Source organism: Neobacillus sp. GCM10027624, assembly GCF_042675345.1.
Classification (GTDB): domain Bacteria; phylum Bacillota; class Bacilli; order Bacillales; family Cytobacillaceae; genus Neobacillus; species Neobacillus cucumis_D.
This window is the reverse complement of the sequence record NZ_JBHTHD010000011.1, coordinates 724,999-743,013: the sequence shown is the minus strand read 5'-3', so window position 1 is coordinate 743,013 and position 18,015 is coordinate 724,999. Positions and strand designations below refer to the sequence as shown.

The 18,015-nt window shown below is 38.2% G+C and carries 18 protein-coding genes and 1 pseudogene; 2 read left to right on the top strand and 17 right to left on the bottom strand.

Going from position 1 to position 18,015, the window contains the following annotated elements:
* Window position 1: 1 nt before the first annotated feature.
* The 6 genes from ACFQZ9_RS20110 to deoD all read right to left on the bottom strand — a co-directional run bounded on the left by ACFQZ9_RS20110 (window position 2) and on the right by deoD (window position 8,455).
* A complete protein-coding gene (locus tag ACFQZ9_RS20110) occupies window positions 2–820 on the bottom strand; it encodes a hypothetical protein (RefSeq protein ID WP_498945067.1) in 819 nt (272 codons plus the stop codon).
* Window positions 821–881: 61 nt separating this feature from the next.
* Window positions 882–1,823, bottom strand: coding sequence for a CobW family GTP-binding protein (locus ACFQZ9_RS20105; protein WP_498945066.1), 942 nt, complete (start codon window positions 1,821–1,823; stop codon window positions 882–884).
* 997 nt (window positions 1,824–2,820) lie between these two features.
* Entirely contained in the window at window positions 2,821–3,576 is a 756-nt protein-coding gene (locus tag ACFQZ9_RS20100) for an LCP family protein (RefSeq protein WP_498945065.1), read from the bottom strand.
* A 121-nt stretch (window positions 3,577–3,697) separates the two neighbouring features.
* Entirely contained in the window at window positions 3,698–5,164 is a 1,467-nt protein-coding gene (locus ACFQZ9_RS20095; RefSeq protein ID WP_498945194.1) for a lmo1851 family serine protease, read from the bottom strand.
* Between the two features lie 206 nt (window positions 5,165–5,370).
* Window positions 5,371–7,563, bottom strand: coding sequence for a heavy metal translocating P-type ATPase (locus ACFQZ9_RS20090; protein ID WP_498945064.1), 2,193 nt, complete (start codon window positions 7,561–7,563; stop codon window positions 5,371–5,373).
* Between the two features lie 187 nt (window positions 7,564–7,750).
* Complete coding sequence (gene deoD / locus ACFQZ9_RS20085) at window positions 7,751–8,455, bottom strand: purine-nucleoside phosphorylase (RefSeq protein WP_498945063.1); 705 nt, start codon at window positions 8,453–8,455, stop codon at window positions 7,751–7,753.
* Between the two features lie 182 nt (window positions 8,456–8,637).
* On the opposite strand from deoD, the gene yoyE reads away from it, so the two are divergent.
* The gene (gene yoyE, locus ACFQZ9_RS20080; protein ID WP_268884107.1) at window positions 8,638–8,769 is read left to right on the top strand and encodes a protein YoyE; all 132 of its coding nucleotides are present in this window, start codon (window positions 8,638–8,640) and stop codon (window positions 8,767–8,769) included.
* Between the two features lie 26 nt (window positions 8,770–8,795).
* Here yoyE and ACFQZ9_RS20075 read toward each other — a convergent pair whose 3' ends face one another.
* From ACFQZ9_RS20075 to ACFQZ9_RS20055, 5 genes and pseudogenes are all read right to left on the bottom strand, one after another.
* Window positions 8,796–9,104 (bottom strand): YodL domain-containing protein, encoded by a 309-nt coding sequence (locus ACFQZ9_RS20075; RefSeq protein ID WP_498945062.1) that lies wholly within the window; start codon window positions 9,102–9,104, stop codon window positions 8,796–8,798.
* A gap of 161 nt (window positions 9,105–9,265) precedes the next feature.
* Window positions 9,266–10,036 (bottom strand): sporulation protein, encoded by a 771-nt coding sequence (locus tag ACFQZ9_RS20070; RefSeq protein WP_498945061.1) that lies wholly within the window; start codon window positions 10,034–10,036, stop codon window positions 9,266–9,268.
* Window positions 10,037–10,051: 15 nt separating this feature from the next.
* A complete protein-coding gene (locus tag ACFQZ9_RS20065; protein ID WP_498945060.1) occupies window positions 10,052–10,843 on the bottom strand; it encodes a serine/threonine-protein kinase in 792 nt (263 codons plus the stop codon).
* 624 nt (window positions 10,844–11,467) lie between these two features.
* Window positions 11,468–11,610, bottom strand: a pseudogene (locus ACFQZ9_RS20060) (transposase); the annotation flags it as partial.
* Between the two features lie 402 nt (window positions 11,611–12,012).
* Window positions 12,013–12,186 carry a YozD family protein gene (locus tag ACFQZ9_RS20055; RefSeq protein ID WP_071355860.1) on the bottom strand — a complete coding sequence of 58 codons (174 nt, stop codon included), beginning with the start codon at window positions 12,184–12,186 and terminating at the stop codon, window positions 12,013–12,015.
* A 188-nt stretch (window positions 12,187–12,374) separates the two neighbouring features.
* Here ACFQZ9_RS20055 and ACFQZ9_RS20050 point away from each other — a divergent pair, with 188 nt between their 5' ends.
* Window positions 12,375–12,542 carry a hypothetical protein gene (locus ACFQZ9_RS20050; protein ID WP_155925828.1) on the top strand — a complete coding sequence of 56 codons (168 nt, stop codon included), beginning with the start codon at window positions 12,375–12,377 and terminating at the stop codon, window positions 12,540–12,542.
* A 5-nt stretch (window positions 12,543–12,547) separates the two neighbouring features.
* On the opposite strand, the gene yodN is transcribed toward ACFQZ9_RS20050, so the two are convergent.
* From yodN to ablB, 6 genes are all read right to left on the bottom strand, one after another.
* Complete coding sequence (gene yodN / locus ACFQZ9_RS20045) at window positions 12,548–13,243, bottom strand: germination protein YodN (RefSeq protein WP_026576603.1); 696 nt, start codon at window positions 13,241–13,243, stop codon at window positions 12,548–12,550.
* Window positions 13,244–13,387: 144 nt separating this feature from the next.
* Window positions 13,388–13,609, bottom strand: a complete 222-nt coding sequence (locus ACFQZ9_RS20040) for a YozE family protein (protein ID WP_026576604.1) — start codon at window positions 13,607–13,609, stop codon at window positions 13,388–13,390.
* Window positions 13,610–13,751: 142 nt separating this feature from the next.
* Complete coding sequence (locus tag ACFQZ9_RS20035; protein ID WP_498945059.1) at window positions 13,752–14,036, bottom strand: YokU family protein; 285 nt, start codon at window positions 14,034–14,036, stop codon at window positions 13,752–13,754.
* 11 nt (window positions 14,037–14,047) lie between these two features.
* Window positions 14,048–15,475, bottom strand: a complete 1,428-nt coding sequence (kamA, locus tag ACFQZ9_RS20030) for a lysine 2,3-aminomutase (RefSeq protein ID WP_498945058.1) — start codon at window positions 15,473–15,475, stop codon at window positions 14,048–14,050.
* A 156-nt stretch (window positions 15,476–15,631) separates the two neighbouring features.
* A complete protein-coding gene (locus ACFQZ9_RS20025) occupies window positions 15,632–17,032 on the bottom strand; it encodes a sigma-54 interaction domain-containing protein (protein WP_498945057.1) in 1,401 nt (466 codons plus the stop codon).
* Between the two features lie 66 nt (window positions 17,033–17,098).
* Window positions 17,099–17,956, bottom strand: coding sequence for a putative beta-lysine N-acetyltransferase (gene ablB / locus ACFQZ9_RS20020; protein WP_498945056.1), 858 nt, complete (start codon window positions 17,954–17,956; stop codon window positions 17,099–17,101).
* Between the last annotated feature and the right edge of the window lie 59 nt (window positions 17,957–18,015).

Below are 18,015 nucleotides of genomic sequence, written 5' to 3'. Positions count from 1 at the left end.
ATTATTGTAAATAATTATCTTTTAAAAATTGCTTTGAATCAATTTTCCATCCCTCAATAGGTGAAAACCGCACCATATGAATTTGCCCATTAAATCTTTGTCTTCCTCTATTTTTTATGTACCAATCAATTTCAACGGGAATATCCAAACTAATTTGTTCTGTTAAATCCTCAGGTGGAAGCATAGGTAATCTTGAGATTCTAACTGCATCAATTTTCGTAAGGACAGGTTTCCACTTAATTTTTTGCAAGGAAGGCGTGGAAATAATTTTCGAATCCTGCTGTATAAATCCTGCAATATAGGCATTTATGATCTCATATGGATTTGCCTTCTCGAAATAATCATCTAGTTTCCCTGAGGCTTTTAAAATCATTAACATATGAGATAAGTCCATGGAGTTCGTCCGATGTGTGGTACTTCCATAAAAATGAATACAGAAATGTCCTGGAAAATTGTTTTTCAAAGCTCCGGCACCATGTGGCATACCATGCATTGAAGCGCCTATCCACTGGTCTTTATGAATAACAATAATCGCACGACGTTTCCAGCTCCATTTACCCCCATAGATTTTTTTCATAATCTTGGTATCCCTTGTGGTTAAAGGCTGCACATCCGCGTGGTGGCTGCCTGCACGTCGTTGAACCTTAAATTTTTTCCCTGTTTCCACATCCAGAACGATAAACTTTGTGTACTTTGGTAATATATGATTGACATCTTTCCAAGGGAGCATTTCAATCTTATAACTGATATCCGCTGCACTTACCGCTTGACCATTTAGGAGGATGAGCATAAAAAATATAAACACAGCTGCCTTCTTCATGTAACCCCCCATTTCCATGGAATATAAACTACATTTAAAGAGTTACCTGAAGACCAAAATATCATTCATCCATATGCTGATTTTCAAATTCATTTTCAAGCTGCTCGAGTGCCGTATTCATTTGGCCCCAATCGATGTTTTCCCCAATAAAAACAAGGTTTAACGGTAAATTCATTAGCTCCTTCATATATAAGGGCATTCCATAAGAGAATTGAAATAAAAAAGGATAACTATTGGAATCAAATTTTAGATATCCTTTAATTCGGTAGATCGTATCAGGCAAGGATTTTAAAAACTCTTCAAACCCGGCATGACTAACGGGACCCTGAAATCGGTATACAAAAGTGGATAAATTTAAATTTTTCTGGCTTAAGTGAGTATTCGTTTTATCTGGATAAGAAACTGATAACGCTTTAAGCTGATCTAGCGAAACCTGCGAATAGTTCGTAAGCAGGCATCTTGCTTTTGAATTCAATGCTTGAATTTCGAATGTAATTTTCGCTTGTTCCGACTCTGATAGTTCACTCATTTTATTCACGATAATGAAATCAGCATGTCTAATTTGCTCTAGAATTAACTGCTGAAGCTGGGGACTCATTGATTTTCGATTCAACCATCTTAAGCCATCAACAGTGGTGACAATACCTTTAATATGCAAAGCATCTGCAAATAACGGTGAGAGAATCGCATCTAATACTTCCACAGGATGTGCTGCCCCCGTTGTTTCGATATAAATCACATCTGGTTTTTCATCGATTAATAATCCTTGTAACTGCGCCTCTAGCTTGTCCTGAATCGAACAACAAATGCAGCCGCCAAGCAATTCCTTTAACGCAACGTCTTCGTCCACAACATTTGAATCAATGGAGACTTCCCCCAGCTCATTCATCATGACAGCTACTTTTCTTCCCAGCTTATGTTCCTCTTCAAGGATTCGTTTTAATAAAGTTGTTTTCCCGCTCCCTAAAAATCCTGATAAAATATAAACTTCAGATTTAATCATTCTATTGCCCTGCCTTTTTTCGTTTTTGCATCCCTTCATTATAACGGATATGGATTAATGTAAAAAGAAAAAAGCAGATAAACCTTTATCTGCTTAGATTGTCGAGAAAGGGTATTTTTTCTCGGCAATTTTTTACATTGTCAAATCTAAATTCTAATTTTATTTTATTGATAGTCTCTAAAAGGGCCTGTTGATTTCCGCTCCGGTCACTCGCTTTCCGCGGGGAGGTCCGGGAGTCTCCTCGGCGCTTGCGCCTGTGGGGTCTCCCGTGACCTCTCTATCCCGCAGGAGTCGAGTGCCCTCCACTCCAATCAACAGGGGGTCAAATCAATTATTTAATTCCTCAAAATATTCGCCAGTCTCTACCTTTACTTCTTTGTATCTTTTTGTATAATAATCCTTGCTTTAAAATGGGTTGAATCCGTAAATAAAACACGTTCACCAACCATATTGTCTATCAGAATGCATCACAAAAAAATACCCAATAAACAACATCTTAAAGTAAATAAAAAGATCAGTTTGGCGGCCATTATCCTCATTAAAATAGGTTTAAACTTCTCCAAGGTAAGACGAAAAATTAATAAAATTTGCAATCAAGCCTAGAAGGTGGTCATATAGAACGAATTCATCAATTGAAACACTTTCATACTCACTTTGAGTAACTCATTTAGCTTAAACATTTAGTTCACCACTTATTTTAAAATGTAACGGGTTGAAAAATTTTTGAATATTCCTGTTGATTGGAGCGGAAGGCACGAAGACTCCTGCAGGAGTACGGGGCAGGGGAGACCCCGGAAGCGCCAAAGCGCTGAGGAGGCTCCCCGGCACGCCCGCGGAAAGCGAAGTGCCTGGAGCGGAGGTCAACAGACCTGTTGCACAGACCACTAAACTCTAATATTTTTAAAATAAATTAACGCGGTGAATAGTTAAGGAGAGATTATGAAAGGCTATCGAAATATTTTTGACAGCCCGAGCAGATGAGCCTTCATCCGCTTTTTTAATTAATGATCGACTTAGACTGGTCTTCCTCATCAGGGATTGAATTCACAGTAGCTGAATCTTCTTTTTCATTTCCTTTGGCAAATTGCAATGGCTCAACTTTGGTAATTGGATTCATAATAGCCGATAATCCCAAGCCCACTAATTGTCCCCTACCTAAATCTGTGTTAATGCTATCAACCACTTCATTGATAATCGTTGGTGCAATCGACAATAAATTATCGGATGATTGATTTTTAATTTCATTTTTCAGTGAGGATATAATCGTTTTTAATTCCTCTGTATTTTCAGGATCTACTGCAACCTGCTGAATGTATTCAAGCACTTCTTTACCATGTAGTGGTCGTTTTACTTCATTCATTGTTACTCCATCCGGTGCAAGTTGATCAATGATTTTACTTATAGATGAGGGGTTTAACATGAAAAAATGATCAATGGAAATTCCATAATTTTTTTGAACCGTTTGTTTTAATTCTTTCAAATTAGGTTTTTTATCAACCGTTTTTGAAACCGGTAATAAAACAGGAGCCGTCTTTAATTTATGATTCTCTTGATCATAACGAACTATAACTGCAGCACCTGTTTTCGAAGCTTGAGAGTCTGCATTATTTTCAGTAATTAAAAAATTCACAGCCTTTTTTTGCTCTGAAATTTGCAGCTCATTTACTGACTCTTTAGCAGAATGGAACAGTGCTTTTAACGGGCCGTAACCGAAAAAAGAAAGTACAATCACCACAATTACTAGTTTCCTCATTACAAACACCAACTTTATCCTGATTGTTACTGTCCATTTTCGGAAAACAGTTGAAGAAATATACATACTTAAATAAAAAATCCGGATTCCTCTACATAGAAAGAATCCGGATTTATCCATTTTATTTCATTCTTGTTTTTAACACTTCAATCGCTTTCTTCAATTGGGTATCATTCTTTTGAATTTTGTCCCGTAAGAGCTCCATTAACTTCATAGTGGAGTCCCCTTTTAGATACCCGTTTACTTTTAATTTATTGGCCTTCTGGAATTTTTCAACCGCCTCTTTTGTCTTCTGGTCAAAGAATCCATCTGTCCTGCCTGGATTATAGCCAACCGCTTTTAACATCTTTTGTGCTGTCTTTACATCTTCAGAGGAGCTGGAAAGTGCCAGCTTCTTATCCGGGTTAATAATTGGCAATGATGCATAATCAGGAAGTTTTACCGGATAATCAGGCATAATCCCCTTCTTATGAATCCAATTCCCATCTGGAGTTAGCCATTTTGCAATCGTGTATTTCAGGTTCGAACCATCTGAGAAATCCTGTGCAGTTTGGACGGTTCCTTTTCCAAATGATTTTTCACCCACTAATGGAACACCGGCTGATTCTTTTACCGCCGCGGAAAGAATTTCTGAAGCACTTGCACTGCCTTTATCAATTAAAACGACTAAAGGAAGTGTTGGATTACCTTCATTTTGTGAAGCAAACTCTTTAATCTTACCATTTCGATCCTGTTCCTTTACAACCACTTTACCTTTAGGAACAAACATGCTGGAAATACTGATGGCTTGGTCTAATAATCCGCCTGGATTTTGACGCAAATCCAACACAAGGCCTTTCATGCCTTTCTTTTGTAAATCATTTAAGGTCGTAACAAGTTCTTTTGCGGTATTGCTAGAAAAACTGGTAACCTGAACTTTGGCAATACCTTTACCAACCATTTCACCATATACAGTTTCTATTGGGATCTCGTCACGAACAATTGGGACTTTTACTGGAGCTTCCGTGCCGGGGCGCTGAATGGTTAATTCAACTTTCGTCCCTTTTTTCCCACGAATTAAGGTGACTGCCTGAGTGGAAGTCATTCCTTGCAGGCTTTTTCCATTTACTGCTGTAATCATGTCATTTGGTTTTAAACCGGCTTTTTCTGCTGGAGATCCTTTAATTGGGGATACAATTAAAATATGTCCATCCTTCTCCTGAATTTCTGCTCCAATTCCTTCAAACGAGGAAGATATCGTACTGTGGAAGTCTTTAGCTTCTTCATCACTCATATAATCAGAATAAGGATCATCCAAGGATTCAACCATCCCATTAATAGCCCCATTGATTAGCTTTTGACGATCCACATTTTTGAAATATCCATTGTTCAAAGTATCATAGGCCGTATAGAATTTTTTAAATTCTGCCCTTTCTTTTCCTACTGTTACGACTTTCTCTTCACCAAACGCCAGTGCAAAAGCCGTTATTCCTGCAGATAGAAAAATTATGAAAAACAATAGCATGATAAAATGGAATTTTTTGAAGCGAATATAGCCTGATTTGTTTTCTGCTGCTGTTTGCTCTTGTCCAATTTTCTCTTCATCCAAAGCCTTCACCACTTTCATTCACCAAAAAATTATGTTTCGAGAACAATCATCTTCCTTTTTTCTATGTACAGAGCTCCATTTTTAAGTCTTCTATGAAAAATGGACCCTTAGTGTTTAGAATAACATCTTTTTATTAAAATTAACAAAGAAAAGATAAAGTTGTCTAAAAAAATGGCACTCCCCATTAGGCAGCGCCAAAAATGAAATTAAATTTTAATCCGTTTTAAACGGAGTGAATTGGTTACGACTGATACTGAACTGAATGCCATTGCCGCTCCTGCTACCCATGGTGCGAGGAAGCCTAAGGCAGCGACCGGTATTCCGGCGGAGTTGTATATGAGAGCCCAGAAAAGGTTTTGGCGAATATTTAACATGGTTTTTTTACTTAAAGCGATTGCTTTTGGAATTAGTGTCAACTCTCCACCCAGAATGGTAATATCGGCTACTTCAATGGCTACATCCGTACCCGTTCCTATTGCAATTCCGATATCGGCAAGTGCAAGGGCCGGAGCATCATTGATTCCATCCCCGACCATCGCCACCTTTTTCCCTTGCAGTTGTAGTTCCTTAATATGATTTGCTTTTTCGTCCGGCAAAACCTCGGCAATTACATTCTGAATTCCTACCTGACCGGCAATCGCCTTAGCTGTACCCTCATTATCTCCTGTTAACATATATACTTCTATTCCAAGCTGTTTTAATTGATCAACTGCCAGCTCGGCATTTTCTTTTACTGTATCGGCAACTGCTATTATCCCCATTATGGTTCCTTGAATTGCAATGAACATCGCCGTTTTCCCTTGTCTTTCAAAGTGGAGAAGGTCATTTTGAACAGCTTGGTAGGCAATCCCTTTGATCTCCATTAGCTTCTTTGTTCCAATTACGGCCACTTCATCACCAATTTTTGCCTCTATTCCGTGACCCGGAACGGCTGTAAATCGTTTGACAGGTAGTGTACTTGTTCTCTTCGACATCCCGTATTGGACAATGGCATCTGCCAAAGGGTGTTCTGATGATTTCTCTGCAGAAACAAGATATTGCAGGACCTTCTTTTCATCCTGATAAGCAATAAAATCCGTAACGGTTGGCTGCCCCTTTGTTACCGTCCCTGTTTTATCAAGGACAATTACATTGATTTTATGAGCAGTTTCTAAATGTTCTCCACCTTTAAATAAAATTCCCATTTCCGCCCCTTTACCAGTTCCAACCATAATCGAGGTAGGAGTTGCAAGTCCAAGTGAGCATGGACAAGCAATGACAAGAACGGCAATGGCCGTTTCAAATGCTGACGGAAAATGTCCCGGTTCGATGATAATGTACCAGATTAAGAAGGTCAAAATCGATAAAGCCACTACTACCGGAACAAAATAACCGGAAATTGTGTCGGCAACCCTTTGAATCGGCGCTTTACTTCCCTGTGCTTCTTCGACTATTTTAATAATACCGGCTAATGCCGTATTTTTTCCAACCTTTGTTGCTCTTAGCGTTAACGTACCATTTTTATTGAGGGTTGACCCAATAACAGGATCCCCGATTATTTTTTCAACCGGAATCGATTCACCTGTAATCATGGATTCATCTACGGAAGATTGTCCAGAAACGACCTCTCCGTCTACCGGAATTTTCTCACCGGGTTTAACGATCACCGTGTCCGCAACCTGCACCTCTTCTAGTGGAACCCTGATTTCATTTCCGTTTTTTAAAATGGTTGCTTCTTTTGCCTGTAGTCCTAACAGTTTAGAAATTGCCTCCGTCGTCCGTCCTTTTGCAAGGGCTTCAAATAATTTGCCCAAAAGAATTAAGGTAATTAGTACGGCGCTCGTTTCATAATAAAGATGGGGGGCGTAATAGGGTTGTCCAATTGTTTTAATCCCTTCTGAAAGACTGTAAAAATAGGCGGCAGAAGTACCTAGTGCAACAAGAACATCCATGTTTGCACTTTTATTTTTCAAGGATTTATATGCACTTTTATAGAACGGGCCCCCAATATAAAACTGAATGGGCGTTGCAAGCAACAATTGAAACCATGGATTCATTAAAAAAGAAGGCATAGGCAATCCAATATCCAAAGGCATATGGGCGAGCATGGTGTAAAGTAAGGGAATCGATAAAATAACGGAAAACAAAAGTTTATTTTTTCGTTGTTGTAACTCTTCTTCCTTATGTTGGGCTTTTACATTTCGATCCTCTGTTTCAGTCGCTCCGTAACCAAGTTTCTCTATTTTTTTGATGATTTCGTCACTCGAAACTTTTTCATTTTCAAAGGATACAGCCGCTGATTCCATTGCTAAATTTACATTGGCCTCGACGGTATCCATCTTATTGAGGACTTTTTCGATTCTTGCTGAACAGGCTGCACAAGTCATCCCGGTAATATCTAACTTGAGTTCTTCTTTCATAAAAATGATTCACCACACAATCTTTTATAAAACATGACAGTTTACATTCATTCTACAACGAATTCGACAATTTTCGATGATCGTTCTCACACCTAGTCATTATTAAATTCTCCACAGGAGGATATAGTTCCTCTCTTAAAAACAAAAAACCCCTCTGCAAAGGACGAAGAGGAGTTATGTTGATATTTTATTCTTTTATTGCCGCTTCTAATGCTACTTCAATCATATCATTAAAGGTTAGTTGTCTTTCTTCTGCAGTCGTTTCTTCACCTGTTAGTAGATGATCACTTACAGTCAGAACAGAAAGCGCTTTGCGGCCAAATTTAGCTGCAAGTGTATAAAGTGCGGTTGTTTCCATTTCAAGTGCAAGAATTTGATATTGGGCCCATTTTTCATGTTCAGCATTATCATTGTAGAACATATCGGCAGTAAAGACGCTGCCAACCTTTAAATTTAACCCTTTTTCAATGCCTGCATCATATGCTTTTTTTAATAAATTGAAGTCGGCTGTTGGGGCATAATCAATTCCGCCAAATGTAAGACGATTCATATTGGAATCAGTGGAGCTTGACATCGCCAAAATAACGTCCCGGACCTTTACATCCTTTTGGATGGCACCGCAGGTTCCAACACGGATTAAGTTTTGAACATTATAGCTTTGGATTAATTCATTTACATAAATCGAAATCGATGGAATCCCCATACCTGTTCCTTGAACAGAAACTTTTTTTCCCTTATAGGTACCAGTAAAACCAAACATATTGCGGACTTCGTTATAACATACTGCACCCTCTAAAAAGGTTTCTGCAATATATTTTGCCCGAAGCGGGTCTCCTGGAAGCAGGACTGTTTCAGCAATATCATTTTCTTTCGCTGCAATATGTACGCTCATTTATAATCCTCCAATCATATCTTAGGAAAATCAAACTCGATTATTCCCTGGTGTGGGTATTCTACCCACCATTGACAATATATCACAATCATTTTGTAATGAAAAATCAATCTAGGATCAGACATGAATTTTTATTTTTGTGGGAAACTATTTTTGAAGAAGAAAAGGAGGAGAATTAACGAATGGGAAAAAAACATCGAAACCGCACAGCTTCGCCAAAGAAAAATAATCATATTCCGCCGGAAGCGATAGTGGCTGAACATGAAGCACATGCAAAAGAACATCAGGCTACAGGCGGCCGAAAAAGAACCTAAGGATTTCCTTAGGTTTTTAAACGTTCCTAGCGGATGAGAAGCCGATTTATTGGCTCCCAGCCTCCAGATTTTAATTGGAAGTAATGCTGCCCGCCCCTTCCTTCATCAATCAGAATGATATCCCCTGTCGAAAGGAACCGCCCTTTATAATTTTCAGGGATTCGGTCAGTCACATTAAAACGACTAAAGGTTTCATGAAGGCATTGTTCGCGGTTATTTGCTTTAATGTATGTCCGGTACACAGCCTTATACCCTTTACGCTCTCTGTACTTTGGAGTTTGAAAGATCGTCACATCATATTGCATATTTGCTCTTCGGGTTAACATTCTGATCATCATATTCCTCCAATCAAAGGTTATTACTATATTAATTATAGAAACTCCCTGTCGATTCCTTCCGAAAAAAACGTCTAATTTTGTCGAATGACATTTTCTTTAATTTAATTGAAATGAAAATGCTAAAAACCGATGAAACCTGTGGCTTCATCGTAAAAGGTTTAAGCGTATCTATGGATAACACTTTCGATTTTCTGTTGTAAAGACGGAATGTCCGCATTTGTAACGGTTAATCTTACATTTGTTTCATCCATTTCCAGTGCCTCTGAAAATAGCCCGGCTAATCCCCTGGCACGGCGGTCAACCTGTAGCATAATATCCATGGACCCATTGCCTGAGGGAAAGAAAACCACTTCTAATTCATCTAATTTCCCACGGAACGGTCCGGATGCTGGCACAAATTCAAACTCTTGAACAAATGGCAATCTACGCCGCATCCGGTGCGGTGCCTCTTCACAGTCAGCTTCGCGAATCCGGAACCCTAAATTGTCAATTGCATTAAAGACTGCTGTCATTAATGGATTCGGCACAACCTTTAAGTAATCCTTATCACTTGGGTCTACCCCGTTTTTAATATCCAAGCCTGTAGAAACCCAAACTTTCGATCTGCCAATCGAAACAGGAGTATCCTCTGGAAGCTGGAAAGAAAAAGGAATCTGCTTTCTTTCATTTACTTGAATCGTGAAAGGGGTCGTTAAACGAAAACGATCAATACAAGCAGTAACCGAATATTTACGGTCATCGGCTTCCCTTAAGTATGTGGTATTTAATGATAAGTAAATATCGTCAACCTGCTGTTCAACCTTGCCGCCACATACTTCAACGATTCCCTTTATCATTTCACCAGGCATATACGTATCCTTTTCAAGCTTTGTATCGACGGTTGCCGCTCCTATTCCAACACTTGCAAAAACCTTATTAAAAAATGACATATGGTTGTTCTCCCCCTATATAATCTCTAAAATATCTGCTTCAATTTGTCTGCAATTTTCATACGCTGGTTCAATTTGCAAAAGCCGTCTAATAATATGTTTTGCCCCGCTTGAAATCGATAGTTCTTCTTCCCAGCTTCTTTCCTTTTTATCATGAGGTAAAGGAAAATCAGAATAAAGCAAAAATAAAAGAAAATGACCAAGACCGTAAAAATCAGCTTGCGGGTTGATTTCTTTTCGCAAGTCTTTTTTCCATTTTCGCTTCGTTGCATCAAGTTGACTTAGTTTCCGGGCCAGCCCAAAATCAATAAGCCGGATTGTAGAATCTACAACAATGACATTTGGAATTCGAATATCCCGATGAATGATTTGTCTGTCGTGTAAATGTTCTATAAGTTGCAGTAATTGACTGGCGATTAAAAAGACCTCTTTTTCTAAAAAGGTTTTTCCTTCGATAAAGATCAGCTGCTCAAAATTTTTCCCATTCAGATATTCCATCGTGTAAAAAGGAATACCTGAATGGATTCCCTCTTCAAAATATTGAGGAAATCCTTGATGTTCAATCGATGCCAAAAGTTTTTTTTCGAACTCGAAGCTGCTTTTTCCGGAATCTGTTATTCTTTTGTGAAGCCTTAATGTTTTTAACACCTTTATTTGATGATCCTTTTGATCAACCACAAGATAACAAAAACCATAGCTGCCCGCACCTATTAGCTCGATTACTTTAAATCGGTTCGCAATTAACGCATCTTTGGGAAACGGTCTTTCGATGAACCCAGAGACAGTATGAATCATTTTCTTCCACATATCTTAATTCCTTCAATCAATGGCCTAGCTACTAAAAAAACTAGACATAAAGCTTCCACTTTTATATTTTTTCTTATAATGATAAGACCCGAGTTGGTTATGTTTATGATGTTTCATTTTTTTCCATGCGTCGCTTGAAGATGAGTATTTATGAGAATTAAGTTTGCTATTCAAAATCGATTTTAGAATTTTTTTAAACATCCGCTTTCCCTCCTTCATCTCTGACTACTCATGTATACGAAGGATATATCAAAAGGTTTCGTAAAATTTTTCTTAAAAAAACAAAAAGCGAGCATCCTATGCTCGGCATTTTTTTCTTTGCTAAATTCTAATACCAATTTTTAACAACCTATACAATAGGGCCTGTTGATTTCCGCTCCGGTCACTCGCTTTCCGCGGGGAGGTCCTGGAGCCTCCTCGGCGCTTGCGCCTGCGGGGTCTCCAGTGACCTCTCTATCCCGCAGGAGTCGAGTGCCCTCCGCTTCAATCTACAGGGGGCAAAACAATTATTAATTTCTCTAAATATTCGCCAGTCTCTACCTTTACGTAATTGTATATTTATGTTTTTTTGTGCTTGCTTTTAAATGGGGCGATTCCGTAAATAAAACACGTCCCCCAACCATATTGTCTTTCAGAACGCATCCCAAAAAGATACCCAATAAACATATCTTAAAAAGAATAAGCGGATCAGTTAAGCGTCCATTATCCTCAATATAATAAGTATAAACATTTTCGAGAAGAAACGAAAAATCAATATTATTTGCCAATCAAGCCTAGAAGAGGGTCATTTTGAACTAATTCATCATAGAAACAAATTCATACTCACTTTGCTTAAACATTAAATTCTCACTTATTATAAATAGTTTAGGAGTTAAAATTTTTATTGAATGCACCTGTTGATTGGAGCGGAAGGCACGAAGACTCCTGCGGGAGTACGGGGCTGGGGAGACCCCGCAGGAGCGAAGCGACGAGGAGGCTCCCCGGCACGCCCGCGGAAAGCGAAGTGCCTGGAGCGGAAATCAACAGACTTATTGCACAGACCATACTCTAATAACATTGAAACAAATTAACGCGGTGAATTGTTTTAAAAAAAATAAAAGCTATCGAAAAGAACTCGACAGCCTGAGCGAGCATCTTAAGCTCGCCTTTGTTCGCTTTATTCTAAAAGATTATTCATCTTGAATTTCTTCATCGATAATACTTTTTTCGATTAAATATTCGAAGGTGATATCTGCGAGTTCTTCCAATTCCTCATCACTAGGAACGTATCCCCTTTTTACAAGCTCATGAAAGAAAAATTCTGCAATTTCTTCTGTATCAATAAATACTTCAATTTCTCTCATTAGCATCGCCCCCTTTTTAGAAAATCTATGATGAAACAGGCTTTTTCATGCTAGTTAGTTCACAAAAATGCAAAGTCAGTTTCAAATTGTAATAGCTTTCATTATTACCGATTTTCCTCTTAAAAAACATGTCTATTTTGATTTGGACAAGCATAGGATGGTGAAAAGAACAATTCTGAGGTGATATGATGTCAAACTTACAAATGAAATTTGAGGCATTTATTGAAGACGTGAATCGGGAGGATGGTTACACCCTCCAATTATTTGAAAAGATTACGAATTTATTATTCTTTTTTATTAAATGGGGTGGAATTCCTCTTGTTCTGTACCTCTTATTCGAAATTACGAGGTGGTAGCAAGTCTATACATGGCTTTTACCATCGTTATTCACGAGGCTTTCCAATTTTCTAAGGATTACTCTCATCACATGGTAGTATTCTTGATCGTGAAATAGTTCATATAAAATTCGATAATCATTGAATATATCCAGTAAATTATCAATTAACTCTTTTTTTTCTTTTTTTCGTTCGATTTCTTCATACTCTGCTTTTCTGATGGTATTTTGTAGTTTCTGAGTTTTGGCTGGTTTCTGCTGTTTGTTAATTAAGTATAGGAGACCTAGTTTTTGGATAAATGTATCTGCACTCTCGGCATCTGCAACAAGAGTTAGCTCTTCCTCTCCTGCTTCAAGCCATTCCCCATCACTTACTCTTGAGAGCTCATAAATGACATCTTCCCATGCATCCTCTTTGTAGCGCCAGATTTCGGTTCTAAAGCCGACAATTTTAAATAAATCGGCGCCATACCCGCTCACTTGAACCAAATCACCGAAAAAAAACTTATACTCAATATCGATTTGCTCCTGCTCCATCACAGTACCTTCATATTCTGAAAGAAGCTGAAGTCCCGATTCAACAAAAAGACCATCGCTCTTATTTACCTCGTAGACGTATCGATCATCAAGCCATTTGATATCTGTAACCTTGCCAACTGTACCATACATCGTAATCACGACCGTATCACCGATCTTATACTTCGGTTTTTTTCGTTTCTCCATATCCTCCATCCTCTCAGGTGTTGAGCCGTGAATTTTGATTACAATAGTATATGCACTAATTTATTTGCCGGCACATGCAAGTGAAAAATTAAGTAAGTAAAGAAAATAAAAAAATCGCCCCCTTTATAAGAGACGATTCAAGTATTATTTTTCCGATAAAAGATATTCCTGCCAGGCTTCATCAAATACCGCCATAGATTCTAAATAATGTCCATTTAGTTCAAGGTAGGAGGATAGATCATTGTAATCCTCTGAAGTTTTTGGAAAGCTGTGATCCTCGAAAGCTTCATTGGCAAATCGGCTAATCGCATCCTTTGGCTCGGGATGTCTGTATTTCATTAAAAAATGATAAAAGGATTTCCTCATTAAAAAAACACCTTTCATGTTTTTAAAGAAAACTATAACGGAAAGAGGTTCCTGCGTCTAGAGAAAAGCAAAAAACCCCCCTAAGTTGGATTATTAGTCCAACCTAAGGGGGTCACTTCAAACCTGCTGGCTGTTTAGAATCTTATGAAGAAAAATCAAAGTAATTTTTCTTTAATAATCTTGGAATATTCATTAATTCCTGATAGGTAATAGTTTTTCCAATTTGTTTGCAATCAATTAAATATAATTGATCTTCAATTCCTTTAACAGTCACTTCTTTTTGATAGATCATTGCACACTCGCTGCAGGAAACTGCAGGGGTATCCGTTATTTCAATAGCTCTTGTTCCATCCGGCAATTCCCAATATACTGAATCGGAAATTTCATTAATATTCGTGCTATCGCACCATTCACAACTATGGCTCATGACGGCACCCCCTATTCTTTTGCTTGATCATTTGCTGTACCGGTTTTTTTCAATTCTTCCTTCTTTGCAAGTGCTTGGAATTTCTTCTCCTTCATCTCATCCCGCTTGCCACGGTTATCCTTTAATGAATGATGTTCAGGGTCTTGATTGTAATCATTACGGCGATCTAAACGTGTTAGACCTTCAGGAATAAGGTTAAAGTGCTGATCATTCATGATACCCGCAATTCCCGCCAAGGAGCGTTTTTCTTGATAATCAGGATAGATTCCTTCGAAATAAGCTTCTGCTTTCCCTGGTACATAGTTTTCTGGTTCCGGATAAGAAGTAATAACACCTTCAAAGTTACGAAGAACAACTTTTTCAGGACTTTGAGAAATAAGATAGTTTGGCTGCAAGGAAATTTTTCCGCCGCCTCCAGGAGCATCTACAACGAATGTAGGTACCGCATAGCCGCTCGTATGTCCACGTAAACCTTCAATGATTTCCAATCCTTTTGATACTGGTGCACGGAAGTGTCCAATTCCTTCTGATAGGTCACATTGATAAATATAGTAAGGACGAACACGAATTTTGACAAGATCATGCATTAATTTTTTCATGATTGCTACGCTGTCATTAATTCCGGCAAGGATAACAGCTTGGTTCCCAATCGGTACACCCGCATTTGCAAGCATTTCACATGCTTTCTTTGATTCCTCAGTGATTTCAATTGATGTATTAAAGTGAGTATTCAGCCAGATTGGATGATACTTTTTCAAAATATTGCAAAGGTTTTCAGTAATACGTTGCGGGAATACAACCGGTGCTCTTGTTCCGATACGGATAATTTCAACATGGTCAATTTCCCTTAAATTTTTCAAAATGTATTCTAAAATATTGTCGTTAATTAACAATCCGTCACCGCCGGAAATTAACACATCGCGAACCTGTGGGGTATTACGAATATAATTAATCGCTGCGTCTAGCTGTTTCTTTGGAACGCCCATACCAACTTGGCCGGAGAAACGTCTTCTTGTACAGTAACGGCAATACATAGAACACTGATTGGTTACTAGGAAAAGAACACGATCCGGATAACGATGTGTTAAGCCTGGAACTGGTGAATCCTCGTCTTCATGTAATGGATCTTCCAAATCATATTTTGTTTTATGGATTTCTGCTGAAATCGGAACAGACTGCATCCGAATTGGACAACGCGGATCATCCGGGTTCATAAGTGAAGCATAATAAGGAGTAATATTTAATGGAATCGTCTTAGTTGAAATTTTTACGCCTTCTTCTTCTTCAGGAGTTAAATTGATAACCTTTTTTAAATCATCCACTGTACGGATGGTATTTGTTAATTGCCATAGCCAATCGTTCCACTGCTCTTCGGTTACATCCTTCCATAGTTCGATATCTTTCCAGTGACGCTCTGGCTTGTATAATGTTTGTTTCATAACTACATTCCTCCAATCAATGATTACACTTTATTAATATGCAAGAAGTGTGCCAAAGCGATAAAACCTTGATAATATCCATTTCTTTTTAAAATTGTTGGAATTTTAATCGAAAATTCGTAATTTTAATAAAAAAAGATGCCGAAAATTCGGCATCTAAAAACTTGTTTTCTTCAGTTTATATTGAAGGGTCTGTCTTGGGATTTCTAATAGCTTAGCAGCTTGATTGATATTTCCGCCTGACTCGCTAAGCGCATTTTCAATTAGTTTCTTCTCAAGCTCTTCCATGTTTTTTCTTAATGAAAGGGTCTCACTTTCAACTTCAATCCGCTTTGGCTTATGGGTTACAGCCTGCTGTCTAAGCATAATCGGCAAATCTTCATTTGTTAGATTGTCTCCTTCACATATATTCATCATGTATTCAATTGTATGCTTTAACTCCCTGACATTGCCGGGCCAGGCATAGTCCCTAAAGAAAGCAGTGAGGCGATCATCTAATCCCTTTACGTTTTTTTGCAATTTTTGATTAAAACCCTTAATAAAATGGTCTGTTAGAAAGAATATATCTTCGGTCCTGTCTCTGAGCGGCAGCAGCGAAAAGGTAAAAACGTTTAATCGATAATACACGTCATAACGAATCTTTTGCTCCTCTAAGGCTACAGTCGGATGAACATTCATAGCCGCAATCACCCGCACATCAACAGCGATATTCTGCGCGCTCCCCACTCTTCTAACGATACCATCTTCTAATACCCTTAAAAGCTTTGCCTGTAATTCCACTGGCATGGCATGTAATTCGTCCAGGAAAAGCGTTCCGCCATCTGCGAGTTCAAATAAACCTTTACGCTCAACTGCACCAGTGTAGCTTCCTTTCGCGGTACCGAAAAGAATACTCTCCAGCAGTGATTCAGGTATTGCCGCACAGTTTTGTGCAATAAATGGTCCATCGCTTCGACGTGATTCATAGTGAATTCCTTGAACAAACAATTCTTTTCCTGTACCGGACTCACCATATACAAGGATCGGTGCATCTGATTTTGCCAGTTTTTTTGCTTCGTTTTTCATATTTCTAAAGATATCATTCTCTGTTTTTAAATCATCTAGAGTGTACTTTACATCATTTACCGTTTTTTTCTTGCTTCCTTTATTTAAGCCCTTTTGCAGATCTAAAAGCCTCTCTGCAAGCAGTTTCATTCTAGAATAGTCCTTCGCAATCTCAACAGCACCAATGACTTCCTTTTCAAGAAAAATCGGTAAGGTTGTATTGATGGTATCAATCCTTGTACCATGTAAATTCACATAGACCTGTGTTTGATTATAAATAGGCTTCTTGGTCTTAATGACCTTTAGAAGGGTACTTGATTCCTCCGTCAGGGATGGAAAGGCGTCAAATAAATGTTTGCCCTGCACCTCTTTTACTTCCATTCCATCATGTTTTGCTGCTACTTCATTGTAATAGATAGTTTCTCCATTCGTATTTACGACGTGAATTCCTTCATCAATGCTACTTAATATGGCTGTAAGAACTTCTGATGTTAACGCTGTTAATTGAATCAACTATTTTCACCTGCCAAAAATCATTACAAAACAAGGTGCCGAAAATTCGTCACTAGCGCCGAAAATTTAGCAGTTTGCCAGATTCTTTACCCACATATTCATATCTTCAAGCTTGTCATAAATATAGCAATTGTTCATAAATCTTCCCCGGTAGCTGTATCCCAGTTGAAACAAAGCAGCATTCATGCCAAAGGAAAGCGATCTTGCAATGGAATAAGCACAATAAACGCCCTGTCTCTTTAATTCCCCTTCAAGCTCCTTAAGAAGGATTTTCATTAAACCATATTTTCCACGGTATTCTGGAAGTGTCGCACAATCGGTTAACTCAGCATTTTTGTAAAATGCATTAATCTCAGCGGATGCAGCGCTGACAATTTTTCCTTCATGGAAGAAGACATAATAAACCGTTCCTTCCTGCATCGTCTTTTTCACATATTCCGGGTCATTCATTGGAGTTGGATAAATTTCAAAAACCTGACCATAAAGGGTTGCAAGTTGTTCAGCAAAGCTTTCATCGGCTTTTTTTAACTCGTACTCTTTTGGCGGATAAGGCTTTTCAACTGAAGGGTCCAATTGATAGATGCTTTGAAGGATTTCATCCTCTTTTATCCAATATTCATTCTTTTTCCGTTCTACTGTGTAAAATTTAGAAAAGAAATACGCATCTGAACCGAGAAAATAACGATCAAGAATGGCCTCAGGCTGCAGGCCCTTTTCATAAAATAATTGAAGATCCTCCACTCGGCCCTTAACAATTAATTTTTCCGCTTGGTGTTGATGAACAATTTCTTCTGCCTGCTTTAATACTAAACTAGTATTCCCGCGATAATCATCAACGCGAATTCGTTTGTTAAATGGGTCTACATAAGCATTTAAATAATAATTATTTTCCTCAATGATAATTGTTGTAGCTGTTTCAGTCATTTCAATCACTCCTATTTTTTAATATTAGCAGATTATTGCCATAAAAAAATACCTGACTG

Bases quoted from the DNA above. Each gene is read 5' to 3' on its own strand.
- ACFQZ9_RS20055 (WP_071355860.1), bottom strand. From the start codon at position 12,186: ATGAGAGAAATTGAAGTATTTATTGATACAGAAGAAATTGCAGAATTT.
- ACFQZ9_RS20105 (WP_498945066.1), bottom strand. From the start codon at position 1,823: ATGATTAAATCTGAAGTTTATATTTTATCAGGATTTTTAGGGAGCGGG.
- ACFQZ9_RS20040 (WP_026576604.1), bottom strand. From the start codon at position 13,609: ATGAGGAAATCCTTTTATCATTTTTTAATGAAATACAGACATCCCGAG.
- kamA (WP_498945058.1), bottom strand. From the start codon at position 15,475: ATGAAACAAACATTATACAAGCCAGAGCGTCACTGGAAAGATATCGAA.
- ACFQZ9_RS20100 (WP_498945065.1), bottom strand. From the start codon at position 3,576: ATGAGGAAACTAGTAATTGTGGTGATTGTACTTTCTTTTTTCGGTTAC.
- ablB (WP_498945056.1), bottom strand. From the start codon at position 17,956: ATGACTGAAACAGCTACAACAATTATCATTGAGGAAAATAATTATTAT.
- ACFQZ9_RS20110 (WP_498945067.1), bottom strand. From the start codon at position 820: ATGAAGAAGGCAGCTGTGTTTATATTTTTTATGCTCATCCTCCTAAAT.
- yodN (WP_026576603.1), bottom strand. From the start codon at position 13,243: ATGGAGAAACGAAAAAAACCGAAGTATAAGATCGGTGATACGGTCGTG.
- ACFQZ9_RS20090 (WP_498945064.1), bottom strand. From the start codon at position 7,563: ATGAAAGAAGAACTCAAGTTAGATATTACCGGGATGACTTGTGCAGCC.
- ACFQZ9_RS20065 (WP_498945060.1), bottom strand. From the start codon at position 10,843: ATGTGGAAGAAAATGATTCATACTGTCTCTGGGTTCATCGAAAGACCG.
- ACFQZ9_RS20035 (WP_498945059.1), bottom strand. From the start codon at position 14,036: ATGAGCCATAGTTGTGAATGGTGCGATAGCACGAATATTAATGAAATT.
- yoyE (WP_268884107.1), top strand. From the start codon at position 8,638: ATGGGAAAAAAACATCGAAACCGCACAGCTTCGCCAAAGAAAAATAAT.
- ACFQZ9_RS20075 (WP_498945062.1), bottom strand. From the start codon at position 9,104: ATGATCAGAATGTTAACCCGAAGAGCAAATATGCAATATGATGTGACG.
- ACFQZ9_RS20050 (WP_155925828.1), top strand. From the start codon at position 12,375: ATGTCAAACTTACAAATGAAATTTGAGGCATTTATTGAAGACGTGAAT.
- ACFQZ9_RS20070 (WP_498945061.1), bottom strand. From the start codon at position 10,036: ATGTCATTTTTTAATAAGGTTTTTGCAAGTGTTGGAATAGGAGCGGCA.
- deoD (WP_498945063.1), bottom strand. From the start codon at position 8,455: ATGAGCGTACATATTGCAGCGAAAGAAAATGATATTGCTGAAACAGTC.